Origin of the sequence: Shinella kummerowiae (assembly GCF_009827055.1) — a bacterium.
GTDB classification, from domain to species: domain Bacteria; phylum Pseudomonadota; class Alphaproteobacteria; order Rhizobiales; family Rhizobiaceae; genus Shinella; species Shinella kummerowiae.
This window is the reverse complement of the sequence record NZ_WUMK01000004.1, coordinates 150,309-164,647: the sequence shown is the minus strand read 5'-3', so window position 1 is coordinate 164,647 and position 14,339 is coordinate 150,309. Positions and strand designations below refer to the sequence as shown.

Annotated in this window: 14 protein-coding genes and 1 tRNA gene; 9 read left to right on the top strand and 6 right to left on the bottom strand. The window is 61.8% G+C overall.

Features of this window, described 5'->3' with window-relative positions; all coding sequences use genetic code 11:
• The first annotated feature begins 185 nt into the window (after positions 1-185).
• Positions 186-815 (top strand): MarC family protein, encoded by a 630-nt coding sequence (locus GR138_RS11625; RefSeq protein WP_160859426.1) that lies wholly within the window; start codon positions 186-188, stop codon positions 813-815.
• A 39-nt stretch (positions 816-854) separates the two neighbouring features.
• On the opposite strand, the gene GR138_RS11620 is transcribed toward GR138_RS11625, so the two are convergent.
• Positions 855-944 (bottom strand) — tRNA-Ser (locus GR138_RS11620).
• A gap of 148 nt (positions 945-1,092) precedes the next feature.
• Positions 1,093-1,665, bottom strand: a complete 573-nt coding sequence (locus GR138_RS11615; RefSeq protein WP_160859425.1) for a hypothetical protein — start codon at positions 1,663-1,665, stop codon at positions 1,093-1,095.
• A 304-nt stretch (positions 1,666-1,969) separates the two neighbouring features.
• Between GR138_RS11615 and GR138_RS11610 the strand changes: the two genes are divergently transcribed.
• The 5 genes from GR138_RS11610 (at position 1,970) to GR138_RS11590 (ending at position 5,524) form a co-directional block, all read left to right on the top strand.
• A complete protein-coding gene (locus GR138_RS11610) occupies positions 1,970-2,182 on the top strand; it encodes a hypothetical protein (protein WP_160859424.1) in 213 nt (70 codons plus the stop codon).
• A gap of 192 nt (positions 2,183-2,374) precedes the next feature.
• The gene (locus GR138_RS11605) at positions 2,375-2,899 is read left to right on the top strand and encodes a DUF992 domain-containing protein (protein WP_160859423.1); all 525 of its coding nucleotides are present in this window, start codon (positions 2,375-2,377) and stop codon (positions 2,897-2,899) included.
• An 88-nt stretch (positions 2,900-2,987) separates the two neighbouring features.
• Positions 2,988-3,257, top strand: a complete 270-nt coding sequence (locus tag GR138_RS11600) for a hypothetical protein (RefSeq protein WP_160859422.1) — start codon at positions 2,988-2,990, stop codon at positions 3,255-3,257.
• An 18-nt stretch (positions 3,258-3,275) separates the two neighbouring features.
• Positions 3,276-3,623, top strand: coding sequence for a hypothetical protein (locus tag GR138_RS30240; RefSeq protein ID WP_202402620.1), 348 nt, complete (start codon positions 3,276-3,278; stop codon positions 3,621-3,623).
• A 110-nt stretch (positions 3,624-3,733) separates the two neighbouring features.
• Entirely contained in the window at positions 3,734-5,524 is a 1,791-nt protein-coding gene (locus tag GR138_RS11590) for a cation:proton antiporter domain-containing protein (protein WP_160859421.1), read from the top strand.
• On the opposite strand, the gene GR138_RS11585 is transcribed toward GR138_RS11590, so the two are convergent.
• A complete protein-coding gene (locus tag GR138_RS11585) occupies positions 5,525-6,232 on the bottom strand; it encodes a FadR/GntR family transcriptional regulator (RefSeq protein WP_160859798.1) in 708 nt (235 codons plus the stop codon). It lies immediately after the preceding gene.
• 199 nt (positions 6,233-6,431) lie between these two features.
• Entirely contained in the window at positions 6,432-7,058 is a 627-nt protein-coding gene (locus GR138_RS11580) for an invasion associated locus B family protein (protein WP_160859420.1), read from the bottom strand.
• A 289-nt stretch (positions 7,059-7,347) separates the two neighbouring features.
• On the opposite strand from GR138_RS11580, the gene GR138_RS11575 reads away from it, so the two are divergent.
• The 3 genes from GR138_RS11575 (at position 7,348) to GR138_RS11565 (ending at position 10,409) form a co-directional block, all read left to right on the top strand.
• Positions 7,348-9,144: an extracellular solute-binding protein gene (locus GR138_RS11575; RefSeq protein WP_160859797.1), complete on the top strand. Its 1,797-nt coding sequence runs from the start codon at positions 7,348-7,350 to the stop codon at positions 9,142-9,144.
• A 135-nt stretch (positions 9,145-9,279) separates the two neighbouring features.
• The gene (locus tag GR138_RS11570; protein ID WP_160859419.1) at positions 9,280-9,951 is read left to right on the top strand and encodes a DsbA family oxidoreductase; all 672 of its coding nucleotides are present in this window, start codon (positions 9,280-9,282) and stop codon (positions 9,949-9,951) included.
• A gap of 26 nt (positions 9,952-9,977) precedes the next feature.
• Positions 9,978-10,409: a GNAT family N-acetyltransferase gene (locus GR138_RS11565; protein WP_160859418.1), complete on the top strand. Its 432-nt coding sequence runs from the start codon at positions 9,978-9,980 to the stop codon at positions 10,407-10,409.
• A 12-nt stretch (positions 10,410-10,421) separates the two neighbouring features.
• Here the strand turns inward: GR138_RS11565 and mfd are convergent, their stop codons facing one another.
• Together mfd and GR138_RS11555 are read right to left on the bottom strand one after the other, a co-directional pair.
• Positions 10,422-13,934, bottom strand: a complete 3,513-nt coding sequence (mfd, locus tag GR138_RS11560; RefSeq protein WP_160859417.1) for a transcription-repair coupling factor — start codon at positions 13,932-13,934, stop codon at positions 10,422-10,424.
• Positions 13,931-14,239 carry an FAD assembly factor SdhE gene (locus GR138_RS11555; RefSeq protein WP_160859416.1) on the bottom strand — a complete coding sequence of 103 codons (309 nt, stop codon included), beginning with the start codon at positions 14,237-14,239 and terminating at the stop codon, positions 13,931-13,933. The genes mfd and GR138_RS11555 overlap by 4 nt, the downstream gene beginning before the upstream one ends.
• Positions 14,240-14,339: the final 100 nt, after the last annotated feature.

Sequence of the window (14,339 nt, the reverse complement as noted above, 5' to 3'; positions counted from 1 at the left end):
TTGCCGCGCCAATTTTGCAAAGGGTTTTGAACAGGCTTTTGCAAGGAAGATCCGCCAATTTGCGCATTTTCGAGACATTGTCGGTACAAGCCCGCGACCGCCCTTCCCTTGCACACCACCCTCGCCTAACAATGTCGGCATAAAGCCGCCAAAAGCGGCCGCACAATGGCGAGGGGAACGCCGCAATGCTCAACATCGACCTTCTGGTCAATGCGATCACGACGCTGCTCGTGACCATCGATCCGCCCGGGCTCGCACCGATTTTCCTGGGGCTGACCGTCGGCATGACGCGCGCGCAGCGCAAGCAGGTGGCGCTGCGCGGCTGCATCATCGCCTTCTGTATCCTGGCGGTTTTTGCGCTGACAGGCGCTGGCGTGCTGTCGCTTCTCGGCATCTCGATCGGCGCCTTCCGCATCGCCGGCGGCCTGCTGCTGTTCTGGATCGCCTTCGAGATGATCTTCGAGCGCCGCAACGAACGGAAGGAAAAGACCAGTGAGGTGGCGATCACCCGCGATCACATCCACAATATCGCCGTCTTCCCGCTCGCCCTGCCGCTCATCGCCGGCCCCGGCGCCATCTCCGCGACGATCCTCACCTCCGGTTCCTTCCCGTCGGCGCTGGAGCGCGGCGCGCTCATCGGCGTCATCGCGCTCTGCATCGCCATCCTCTTTCTCTCGCTGGTGATCGCCGAGCGTATCGACCGTTTCCTCGGCAACACCGGCCGCGCCATCCTGACCCGCCTCCTCGGCGTCATCCTGGCCGCACTGGCGGTGCAGTTCGTGGTGGACGGGGTGAAGTCGGTCTTCCTGGGGTGACCGCAAAACCAGTCACCCTGAGCTCTCGAAAATCAGGGCTGGCGGAAGAGGTGGGATTCGAACCCACGGTACGGTCTCCCGCACGCCGGTTTTCAAGACCGGTTCCTTAAACCACTCGGACACTCTTCCATCTGTTTGAAGGCCTTCTTCTCCAGGACGGGAGAAGTCCGTAAACCGTGTTTAAAGCCGGCTCTTCAGTCTTCAAGCGATGCCGCTTTTTAGCAGCTTTCATCCCATCGTCAACGTTTGACACACGCCTGAAGAATTACAGCCGCTCTCAATAATCCTCATCAAGGCCCGTCCAGGCGGAAGAGCGGTAGGCTTTGAGGCCTAGTTCATTTTGAACGATCGGTGCGAACTGGCGCCGGTATCGTTTCATCGTTTCGTAGAGGTGGTGTGGATCGTCGCAACGAAGGTCATTCGCCGGGATCGTTATGCTTTGATGGGCGTGATCACGGGTTTCGACGATAATTCTTTTGGTCTCCTTGAACCGCCCCGAAACAACATATTGAATTTTTTCGACACAGGTCCAGGGAACATGCGTTGATAGAGTGCCTTTCATGTAAAAGCCCCGCACATCCGCGACATGAATGCCTTCGGGATCGATGGCCAGGACAATGCGGTCGACGTCTATTTTGGCGATAGTCCGGAGACCCATCACGATAAAAACCACGAAAACAACCGCGCTGGAAGCCAAAGCAGCAACGGGCGCAAGCCAATGACCCGTCGGTAAAATTGCATAAATGCCGGTCGCAGCCATATACGCCATTAGAAAACTAAGAAGAAGGACAGCCAGATAGTGATGTCCTTCCGAAAGCTTGAATTCCTCGCGGGGAAAATCCCTATGCACGCTTTCCACCCCTTTAAAACGTGGCTTCTGGCGCGATCACTTAGCCTAAACAATCTAAGACGGCGTGAACTTGTTTTGAACACAATGCCCTCCTATATACCCGTCATCGGCCTTGCTGATGAGCGCTGGAAAATATCTGCCGCTCGCGATGGCCGCATCACCTGATGCCCTTGACCACGGATGTACTGGCACTGGTGAACAGGTGATGATGAGGAAGGTCGGTGCGGTTTCGCCCCGGCCTTTTTTGTTGCCGGAACAATCAGGCAGCATGCGGGGTTTCGGTTGGCCACCACAGGAGGCCGCCATGGAACAGACATCGACCGCAAAACTTGCCGCAGAATATGTTCGCCTCGGCGGAGGGCGGCTGGCGAAGATCGACGACAATCACCTCAGCACACGCCAATGGAAGCACGAGACGCGCGCGGCCGAAGCGTTCTGGAACGAGCATATCGCGCGTCTCGACGAAAAGCGCCGTGACGAGGTGATCACGCATCTGCCGACGATCAACCAGGTGTGATGCAGCCGCCCTGCCCCGGATATGTTGTTGAAAAGCCTCAACCGGTGGACGCTGTCTCCGTTGGCGCCTGCAATGTGTTATCAAAAGATTACCTGCCTACACTCTGCCACGATCTTCGCCATGAGATGCAGTGCGACCCGGAACAATTTCGCCGGATTCGCCATTATCGTGCCTGTTAGAAGGAGTGCACAGATGAACAAGAAGCTCGGAACAGTCCTCGCGCTGACCCTTGCGCAGGCTATCGCGACGACGGCCGGCGCGGCGGATATGGTTATCCGCGAAGAAGCGCCGACCTATGTCGACCGTGGCGACCAGGGCGGTGTGAAGATCGGAATGCTGACCTGCGACGTCGGCGGCGGAGTCGGCTACGTGCTGGGTTCGGCAAAGACCGTCGATTGCGTCTTCTCCTCCAGCCGCGGCGCACACGATTCCTACACCGGCGTCATCCGCAAGATGGGCGTCGACCTCGGCTTCACCACACAGGGCCGCATCGTCTGGGCGGTCTTCGCGCCGACGGCCGGCTACCATCAGGGTTCGCTTGGCGGCCTCTACCAGGGCGCGACGGCTGAGGCGACCCTCGGCTTCGGCGTCGGCACCAACCTGCTCGTTGGCGGCACCTCGGGGTCGATCCACCTGCAGACGGTCAGCATCAGCGGCCAGATCGGTCTCAACCTGGCGGCAACCGGCACATCGGTGACATTGACGCCGCAGGGCTGATATGGATGAAAACGGGCGGCCTTGGCCGCCCGTTTCTCATGATGGTTGTCGCGCGCTGATCTGCTAGACTATGCCCAAGGAGACCATCATGATCCGTCTTGTTCCGCCCCTTCTGTCCGTGCTCTTGCTTGCCGCCTGTACGACCGGCGCCCCATCGTCGGTGGAGCCCATCCCGGGCAGCATCACCTATGGCGGCCAGCCGCGCAGCAAGCTGACGAAAGCCCCGATCGGCAGCACCTTCGATCACACGTTCTTCGACAAGCGTGGCCGCCGCGTCGTGGAGACCTATCAAATTCAGCCGGATCGCTCGCTTCTTCTTCTCCGTCGTTACACTCGAATCGAGTATCTCTGGGATTAGAAACGAATGGAGACGACCATGTTGGAAAGCACCGATATCGAACTGGAAGACGAACGCCTGAAGCAGCTCGACATTCTGGCCACCGAACGTGCCATGACGCCGCCGGTCCTGCTTTCCCACTATGCGTCCGGCACCTTCGGTTTCCACGAGGCTGTCCATACCACCTCCATCGTGCTCGATCTGGTCGACGACCAGCTTCTTCACCACCCCGCAATTGCCGGCAACAGCGAATGGTTCCGGCTTGCCGCGCGGGCGAGCGAGGCGCTTTTCAATCTTTATCAGTCGATGGGCGCCGCCCAGCTTGTCACCCGCGCAGTAGACGAGGGCAAGCGGCCGGAAGAGCTGGACGCCAGCAACGACGACTGATGCATTTTCCGCCTTGCACGCAAAAACCGGCGACGATACCCTATCCTCTTGAATTATAGAGAATTTTCTGCGATCCGCTGAAATTCTCCCATAGAAACCGGGATCGTGCATTGCCCCACGCGACACCGTTGATCGCAACCCTGGTTGCCGGTATCTGCCTCGCTTTCACGGCGGGACTGGTGGCGCATCGCTTCCGCCTGCCACCGATAGCCGGCTACCTATTGGCGGGCGTCATCATCGGCCCGTTCACACCGGGCTTCGTCGCGGACCAGAATCTCGCAAACGAACTGGCGGAGATCGGCGTCATCCTGCTGATGTTCGGTGTCGGCCTGCATTTCTCCCTGAAGGATCTGCTGTCGGTCCGGGCGATCGCCATTCCGGGTGCAATCGGTCAGATCGCGGTGGCGACCGTCTTTGGCCTGCTGCTTGCGCTCGCAATGGGCTGGTCGGCGGGCAGCGGCTTCGTGTTCGGCCTGTCGCTGTCCGTCGCCAGTACCGTGGTGTTGCTGCGCGCGCTGCAGGAGCGCCGCATGGTGGAGACGGAAAAAGGCCGTATCGCGGTCGGCTGGCTGATCGTCGAGGACCTGGTGATGGTTTTGACGCTCGTGCTCCTGCCGCCGCTCGCGGGCGTGCTGGGCGGTACGGCGCAGACCGCCAATGTCGATCCAGAACTGACGCGGGCGCTGGGGATCGGTTCGGTGTGGACGGCGGTCGGCGTCACCGCGCTCAAGGTATCCGCCTTCATCGCGCTGATGCTCATCGTCGGGCGCAAGGTCATTCCGATGATCCTGCACTATGTCGCGCATACCGGCTCGCGGGAGCTTTTCCGCCTTGCGGTTCTCGCCATCGCGCTTGGTGTCGCCTACGGTTCGGCTAAACTCTTCGGTGTCTCCTTCGCGCTGGGCGCGTTCTTTGCCGGCATGGTGCTGGCCGAATCGCAGCTAAGCCAGCAGGCCGCGCGCGAAACACTGCCGTTGCGCGATGCCTTCGCTGTTCTGTTCTTCGTCTCCGTCGGCATGCTGTTCAATCCGGTCAACCTGATCGAACGGCCGCTGGCCATCTTCGCGACCATCGTGACGATCGTCTTCATCAAGTCGGCGGCGGCCTATCTGATCGTCAAGGCATTCGGCTATCCGCGCACGATCGCGCTGACCATCGCCGCCAGTCTGGCGCAGGTCGGCGAATTCTCCTTCATTCTCGTCGTTCTGGGTGTAGGCCTCGACCTGTTGCCGCCCGTCGCGCAGGATCTCATTGTTGCGGGCGCCTTGTTTTCGATCCTCGTCAATCCCCTGCTCTTCCTCGCGGTCGATCATTATGGTGCCAAGCTCGACACGGCCCCAACCGCGTCGGAACCGGCAGGAGACGAAAACGTGGCGCCGCCGCCGGACGAGCCTGCGCAGGATGTGCCGGAGCCGACGACACTCACCGACCATGCGGTGGTGGTGGGCTATGGCCGGGTCGGCAAACGCATCGTCGATCAGTTGCGGGCGGCCGGCATTCCCCTGCTCGTCATCGAGGAGCGGGCCGGCGTGGCGGAAGAGTTGCGCGATGGAGGTACCGAGGCGATCGGCGAGCCGGCCGGAAGCCGTGGCGTGCTCGCACAAGCCAATATTGCCGCCGCGCGATGGTTCGTGACCGCCCTTCCGGATGCATTTGCCGCCGGTACGCTGATCGAGCAAGCGCGGGCCGCCAATGGCGCGATCAACATCGTGGCGCGGGCGAATTCTCAGGCCGAGGCCGATCACCTCCGACAATTCGGCGCCAATCACATCGTTCTTGCCAAGGAGGAGCTTGCCGCGGCAATGGCCGATCGGCTGCTTGCCGGCGATGGGCAAAAGGGACATCGCCCGGAAAATGGCGCGCAGGGCGAACTGGATCTCGCCCAGCCGTCGTCGACCTGACTAGTCGTCGCTGCGCAGGGCCTCAACCACCCGCTCGCGTCCAACCCGAATGACGTTTTCCATCGCGCGCCGTGCGCCGTCCTCGTCGCGTTTGTCGATTTCCTCGACGATGCGGATATGGCTGGTCGACACATCGCTGATCTTGCCGCGGTCGGCGGCGGGTGAACTCAGCTTGAAGACACCGACAAGCCCGGCCTCGATGAGGCTGCCCAGCGTGCGCAGGAAGGGATTGCGCGAGGCCTCGAGCACGGCCAGGTGGAATTTCAGGTCGGCTACGGCGAGCGTTTCGGCCGTATGCTCGGGATCGCCCATGGCGACGGCAAGGCGCATCATCTGGCTGATATCCGCCTCCGAAGCGTGCCGTGCCGCAAGCGCCGCCGCATGCGGCTCGAAGGCAAGCCGCACCTCGGAAAGATGCAGCAGAAAGTCTTCGTTGACGCCGACGGCGAAGTACCAGGTGAGGATATCGCTGTCGAAGAGGTTCCATTGCATGCTCGGCGTCACGCGGGTGCCGATGCGCGCGCGCGGCACCACAAGGCCCTTGGCCGCGAGCGTCTTCATCGCCTCACGCAGGACGGTGCGGGAAACCTTGAAGCGGGCGGCAAGCTCGGCATCGCCCGGCAGCGTTGCCCCGACGGGATAATCCCCCGCGATGATAGCCCTGCCCAATTCGTTGACGACCTGCGCGTGGCTGGTACGCGTGTTCATCCCGCTGATGACGGTTTCAAGCAAGCCTTTGCGCAAGAATGTTCCCCTCCTCCGTCCCGAACCACCCCTTTTAGTCCAGAACAGTCGTGCAGATATAAAGCGCCCCGCCGATTCCGCAAAGCCCGATCGTGTCGGCCAGGCTCCACATACAAAAAACCCGGCTCTTGGCCGGGTTTTAATGTCTTGGTCGCCGTGAGGCTTACTGGCTCTTGGCTGCCTTCTGGGCGTCCTCGAGCTTCTTGCGGGCCTCTTCAGCCTTCTTCTGCATTTCTTCCTGCAGCAGGCGCTGGCGCTCTTCGAGCTTCGACTGCTCGATCGGCTCGCCGTCGAACACGCCGGTGAAGCCCTCAAGCGAGATCTTGATCGGGTTCGGCGCACGCTGGAAGTTGATCGAGGTCAGGACGAGTTCGCCGCCCTTCTTGAGGCTGGCGATCATCTGGTCCGTCAGAAGCACTTCGGCAACGCACTTGTCGGGCATGCAGATGGCGTAATCGAGCTTCTGGCCCTTGCCGCCGTCGATCTGCATCTGGATGCCCGGCGGGATGAGGCGTGCGCTCGGGACCGAGACCTGCATGATCTTGCGGTTGGTCTTGCCGGTGACGGTGATGAGGCCGACAGCCGTGATCAGCTGGCCGCTGTTGGCCGCCAGCAGGTTCTGCACGATGCAGACGTCATTGTCTTCCTGCTTGGTGCAGACCTTGAACCAGCCCTTCGGCGGAGCGGCCTGCTGCTGTGCAAACGATGCAGACGGCGCAGCCGCCAGGGCGACGCTAGCAGCAAAGGCGGAAAGCACGGTCCGCTTGATGAGGTGCGATGTGAAGATCATACGAGTTCGGTCTCCTGAAATCCGGTGCCGGAGCGACGACGCCCCTCCTTGAGCCCCTCTCGGGCATTTGGTCAGCCGTGCGCTCTCCTGTCGGCGAATTGAGGCATTTGCATGACCCGCTTCGGCGAACCCTGTTACAATGGGCGGCTGCGGATATCCAGCTTTTCTTGCGAAAATCCCGCACACATTCGATTTCCCTCACTTGCCACACTGCTGTCCCCGTTCCAGCGGGTATAATGGTCAAGAATCATCCGGACCCCACGAGGAGATCCCCTTGCGTCCCTTCTTGATGGCCTTTGCGGCCTGCCTCATCGGCCTGCCCGCCAGCCTTGGCCATGCCGCCCCCGTCCACGGAATTGCCATGCACGGCGACCCGGCTCTCCCGCCGGACTACAAGCACTTCAGCTACGTCAATCCGGACGTGAAGAAGGGCGGCCGCATTTCCTATGGCGTCGTCGGCACCTTCGACAGCCTCAATCCTTTCATCCTGAAAAGCATGCGCACGACGGCGCGCGGCATGTGGGACCCCGAATTCGGCAATCTCGTCTACGAATCGCTGATGGTGCGCTCGCGCGACGAAGCGTTCTCCATGTACGGCCTGCTCGCGGAAAGCGTCGAGTGGGACGACGACCGCAGCTTCATCGAATTTCATCTCAACCCGAAGGCGCGCTGGGCAGACGGAAAACCGGTCACGCCGGAAGACGTTATCTTCACCTTCGAACTGATGCGCGACAAGGGCCGTGCGCCGTTCAGCATCCGGCTGAACACCGTCGAGAAACTCGAAAAGACCGGCGAGCACAGTGTCCGCTTCACCTTCAACGACAAGGGCGACCGCGAGGCTCCGCTGCTGATCGCCTTCTCGCCGATCCTGCCGAAACACGCGATCGACGTGGAAACCTTCGACCGGTCTTCGCTCGCCTTGCCGCTCGGCTCCGGCCCCTACAAGGTCAAGGCCGTGAAGCCGGGCGAACGCATCGTCTACGAGCGCGATCCGAACTACTGGGGCAAGGACATTCCCTCGAAAGTCGGTTTCGACAATTACGACGAGATATCCGTCGAATATTTCCTGCAGGACAATTCATTGTTCGAAGCCTTCAAGAAGGGCGTGATCGACGTCTACCAGGAAGGCAATCCGACGAAATGGGCGCGCGGTTACGATTTTCCCGCGGTCCACTCCGGCACGGTCGTCAAGGACGCCGTGAAATCGAAACTGCCGCCGGTCATGTTCGGCTTCGTCTTCAATACGCGAAGGCCCGTCTTCCAGAACGCGGAATTGCGCAAGGCGCTCTCGCTCGTTTTCGATTTCGAGTGGGTCAACCGGACCCTGTTTGAAAACGCCTATACGCGCACGGAAAGCTTCTGGCAGAATTCGGCACTGTCATCGCTCAATGTGCCGATCGACGCACGCGAACGCGACATCATCGGCGACGCGGTGAACAAGATCGATCCGTCCGTGCTCGCCGGCACGCATCGCCTTCCGGTGACCGACGGTTCGGGCCGTGACCGCAAGGTTCTGCGGGAGGCGATGACGCATTTCCAGAAGGCGGGTTACTCGATCAAGGACGGCCGCATGGTCGATGCCTCCGGCAAGCCGCTGGCCTTCGAAATCATGACACAGAACGCCGATCAGGAAAAACTCGCCCTCGCCTACCAGCGTTTCCTAGCCGCCCTGGGTGTCCGGGTAAGCCTTAGAACCGTCGATGATTCGCAATACCAGAGCCGCAGCCAGACTTTTGACTACGACGTCATCATGAAAGCCTTCCTGTCCTCCCTGTCGCCGGGTCTCGAACAGGTGCGCCGCTGGGGAACGCAGGCGCGGGATATCGAAGGCAGCGAGAATTTCGCAGGCGTCGCCGATGCCGATATCGACCGTGTCATGGCAGCCATTCTCGCCGCCCGCACGGCAGAGGATTTTCAATCTGCCGTCCGTCTCCAGGATCGGATGCTGCTTTCCGGCAATTACATTGTGCCGCTCTATCATCTGGGCGAACAATGGATTGCGCGCAACAAACATATCGGCCGTCCCGAGATGACGCCGCTCTGGGGCTTCCAGTTACCCGTATGGTGGGACGAGAAGGCACAATAAAGAGGACATCCCCAGAATTACGGGTACTTTATGGTAACCTGTTGAAAGCCTCGCCGGGTCGGCCTATCTCGGCGGTCAGGTACCGCGTCAATGTGCATATGCCGGAAATTTCCGGTATCTCGAAAGGAAATCCGGATGGAAGCCATTACGATCGATGTCGTTTCGGACGTCGTTTGCCCCTGGTGCTATCTCGGCAAGAAACGGCTTGAGAAAGCGATCGACAACGTCAAGGGCGACGTTGCCGTGGCCGTGACGTTCCGTCCCTACCAGCTCAATCCGGACATGCCCGCCGAGGGCGTCGACCACAAGAAACACCTCGCCGAAAAGCTCGGCGGCGCCGACGCTGTCGAGCGCGCGCATAAGATGCTGACGGATCTCGGCCATGAGGACGGTATCGATTTCGATTTCCCGGCGGTGACGGTCAGCCCGAACACGCTGGATGCCCACCGCCTCCTGCGCTGGGCGATGATCGAGAGCCCGGACATCCAGAGCCGCGTGGCGATGGCCCTGTTCAAGGCCTATTTTGAAGAGGGCCGCAATGTCGGCGACCGCGCGGTGTTGCTCGACATTGCGGAAAACAACGGCATGGATCGCGCCGTGGTGAGTGCGCTGTTCTCCGCCGGCGCCGATGTCGACGCGGTCAAGGAAGAGATCGGCATGGCCCGCGACATGGGCGTCACCGGCGTGCCCTGCTTCATCATCGACAACAAATATGCGGTGATGGGTGCGCAGTCGGTCGACGTGCTGACGAATGCCTTCCGCGAGATCGTCGCCGTGAAGGCGAAGGAACGCGCCGCCGGCACGTAGGCCCGTTTGGTCAATCTGGAGTTTGCATGCGCCCCATTGTCGAGATCATAGCCGAAAATCCCTCTGCCGAGATCCACGACACCATCGATACCGCCCTCACCGCTTTCAACGCTGAAATGCGGGGTTTCGCACCGGAGACACCGGATTTTGCCGTCGTCCTGCGCGACCCGCAAACCAGCACGGTCATCGGCGGTCTTTATGGTACGGACGACTACGGCTGGTCGTATATCAAATTCCTGCTCGTGCCGAAATCCTATCGCGGCATCGGGCTTGGAGCCGAACTGCTCACGGAAGCGGAGACGATTGCACGCAAGCGTGGTTCCATCGGCGTGTGGCTCGGTACATTCGCCTTCCAGGCACGCGCCTTTTACGAGAAGCAGGGCTATGTGGCGTTCGGTGAACTCGAAGGCGATGATGGTGCCATCCCCCTCTATTTCATGAAGAAACGGTTGCGCTGAAACAGGCGGCTGTCAGGCCCCCTGTTTTGCCAATCCCGCAAGCTGCGTCATCACCTGCGCGGCCCCGGTCAGACGCCGTTCCGGCGTGGGATAGTCGCGGGCAAGGAACAGGCTCTGGTCCGGCCGGATCTTCGCCAACGTGCCCTGCTTGGAAATGTAGCCGACAAGGGCCGCCGGGTTCGGAAACTGTTTGTTGCGGAACTGCACGACGACGCCCTTCGGACCGGCATCGAGTTTTTCCACATTCGCCACGCGGCAGAGCGACTTGATATAGACGATCTTCAGGAGATGCTGCACCTCGATCGGCAACGGGCCGAAACGGTCGATCAATTCGGCGCCGAAAGCATCGATATCGCCAAGCTCGGTGATTTCGCCGAGGCGGCGATAGAGGCCGAGGCGGAGATGCAGGTCCGGCACGTAGTCGTCCGGGATCATCACCGGCGTGCCGACCGAAATCTGTGGCGACCAGCCGCTATCGGCGACCTCTTCGTCGCCCTTGATCTCGGCCACCGCCTCTTCGAGCATCTGCTGGTAGAGCTCGAAGCCGACCTCCTTGATATGGCCGGACTGTTCCTCGCCCAGCAGGTTGCCGGCACCGCGGATATCCAGATCGTGGCTCGCCAACTGGAAGCCGGCGCCGAGCGTATCCAGCGATTGCAGCACCTTGAGGCGGCGTTCCGCCATACCGGTCAGCGTGCGGTTGACGGGCAGTGTCAGAAGCGCAAAGGCACGCACCTTCGACCGGCCGACGCGGCCGCGTAGCTGATAGAGCTGGGCGAGGCCGAACATGTCGGCACGGTGGATGATCATCGTGTTCGCCGTCGGCACGTCGAGGCCGGATTCGACGATGGTCGTCGACAGCAGCACGTCGTAACGGCCCTCGTAGAAGGCATTCATGATGTCTTCGAGTTCGGTCGCCGGCATCTGGCCGTGCGCGACCGCCACTTTCAGCTCCGGCACATCCTGGCGCAGGAAATCATGGATTTCCGAGAGGTCGCTGAGCCGCGGGCAGACATAAAAGCTCTGGCCGCCACGGTAATGCTCGCGCATCAGGGTCTCACGGATGACCAGTGGGTCGAACGGTGAGATGAAGGTGCGCACGGCCATGCGGTCGACCGGCGGGGTGGTGATCAGCGACAGCTCGCGCACGCCCGTCATGGCAAGTTGCAGCGTGCGCGGGATCGGCGTCGCCGAGAGCGTCAGCACATGCACGTCGCTCTTCAGCTCCTTCAGCCGCTCCTTGTGCTTCACGCCGAAATGCTGCTCCTCGTCGATGATCAACAGGCCGAGATTGGCGAACTTGATCGAGCTGCCGAGCAGCGCATGGGTGCCGACGACGATGTCCGTCTTGCCTTCGGAGAGTTCCTTTTTCGTCAGCGCCAGTTCCTTTGAACCGACGAGGCGGGAGGCCTGCTGCAAGCGGATCGGCAGCCCGCGGAAACGGTCGGTGAACGTCTTGAAATGCTGGCGGGAAAGCAGCGTGGTCGGTACGACGACGGCAACCTGAACGCCGTTCATCGCGGCGATGAAGGCGGCGCGCAGCGCCACTTCGGTCTTGCCGAAACCAACGTCGCCGCAGACCAGGCGGTCCATCGGCCGGCCGGCGCCGAGATCCTCGCGCACGGCATCAATGGCGTTCGCCTGGTCGTCCGTCTCGTCATAGGGAAAGCGGGCGGCGAACTCGTCATAGATGCCTTCCGGCGACACGAGCACCGGCGCATGGCGCACCAGGCGGGCCGCGGCGATCTGGATGAGGCCGTTCGCCATGTCGAGCAGGCGCTTCTTAAGCTTCGCCTTGCGTGCCTGCCAGGCAACGCCGCCGAGCTTGTCGAGCATCGCATCGGTGCCCTCGCCGCCATAACGCGACAGAAGGTCGATGTTTTCGACCGGCAGGAAGAGTTTCGCCTCATCCGCATAGACGAGTTCGAGGCAGGCATGTGGCGCCCCGGCCGCCTCGATAGTGCGCAAGCCGACGAAGCGGCCAATGCCGTGCTCGGCATGCACCACGATCGAGCCCTCGTCTAGGCCGGCGACCTCGGTGATGAAATCCGCCCCGCGCTTGCGCCGCTTCGAGCGCCGCACCATGCGGTCGCCAAGAATATCCTGCTCGCCGATGACGACGACATCGCCGGTCTCGAAGCCGCTTTCGAGGCTGAGGACGGCAGACCCGGCCTCGCCCGGCTTGAGCTTGCGCAGGTCGGCAAATTTTTCGACCGGCACGACATTGGCGAGGCCATGTTCGGACAGAACCTGCAACAGGCGGTCGAGCGATCCCTCCGACCAGCCCGTGACCAGCACCTTGGCACCGGCGGCGCGCTTGTCGGCAATATGCGTCACCGCCTGGCCGAACACGTTGACGCGGGCGCCTTCCGCATCCTCACTGCCCGCCGGCCGCGCCCAGCGCACGCCCGGTCGCGCCTCGATCGTCTCGACCTGCCGCGCCTCGCCCTCATGCTCGTTAAACGGTGTCAGGCGAATGGCGTTGCGTTGATCAAGCTCCTGCGCAAAACGCTCCGCATCGAGATAGATCTGGCCGGGCGGAACGGGTTTGTAGGGGGTGGACTGCGCTACTTGCCCCTTGCCGGGCGTCGCGGAGGCAACGCGGGCGTCATAATAATCCCGCACGAGACGGGAACGTTCGACGGCCGCTTCCCGCACCGTGTGGTCGGTGACGATGCGGAAGCCTTCGAGATAGTCGAAGGTCGTTTCAAGCCCGTCGTAGAACAGCGGCAGCCAGTGCTCCATGCCGGCATAGCGCCGGCCCTCGGAGACGGCGAGATAGAGCGCATCGTCGCGCGTGGCCGCGCCGAACGAGGCGAGATACTGCGTACGGAAACGGGAGATCGTTTCCGGCGTCAGCGTCACTTCGCTCATCGGGTTGAGATCGAGCGACCGTGCCTGACGCGTCGTGCGCTGGCTCGCCGGATCGAAGGAGCGGATCGATTCGAGCGTGTCGCCGAAGAAATCGAGGCGCACCGGCTCGCCGCTACCGGGCACAAAGACATCGAGAATGCCGCCGCGCACGGCATATTCACCGACCTCGCGCACGGTCGCGACGCGGTCGAAGCCGTTGCGCTCGAGCCGTGCGGCGACATCGTCCATGCGGATCTGGTTGCCGGGCCTGGCCGAGAAAGCGAGGCTTTCGATGATCACGCGCGGTGCCGTCTTCTGTAGCATCGCGTTGACCGTGACGAGCACGATGGCCGGGTGCGACTTCTTCTGGTGGGCAATCAGCGCCGAGAGCGCGGATAGCCGGCGTGCCGACACTTCGGCGCTCGGCGACACGCGGTCATAGGGCAAACAGTCCCAGCCGGGCAGCGTCAGCACCGGAATGTCGGGCGCGACGAAGCCGAGCATCTGTTCAAGATCGGAAATGCGCTGGCCGTCCGACAGCACGAAGGCGATCGGGCCGGTCTTGCGGGCAAGATCGGCAAGGATCAGCGGCTCGACGCCTGACGGCACGGCACCGATGGTCAGCGGCCGACCGGCAGCCGCGATGCGTTCAGGGGAAAAACCGGGGATCATGCGCGGTCGTCTTTGAAGAGCGGAGAGAAATCAGGGCGATAGGCGGCGATGCGCGGGAAGAGGCCACCGCGGAATTCGTCGGGCACCGGCCTCTCGCCGGTCACCCATTTGACGAGGTCGTTGTCTTCCTCGGCCATGATGCGTTCCAGCTCGTCCAGCTCGGTCTCGGAAAGTGTCGCGATCTCGGCATCGGCAAAGGCGCCGAGCACCAGGTCCATCTCGCGGATGCCACGGTGCCAACAACGGAAGAGGATGCGCTTGCGGCGTGGGTCGATCTCGGCGCTGGAGCGTGTCGTTCCCGTCATGATCGTCTTCACTTTCCTACCGCTTGGATCGTCTGGCGCTTCTATAGACTGGCAAAAGCCACTTGTCAGCCTTGCCAAAGCGTCCTTCTCCGGCGATTTT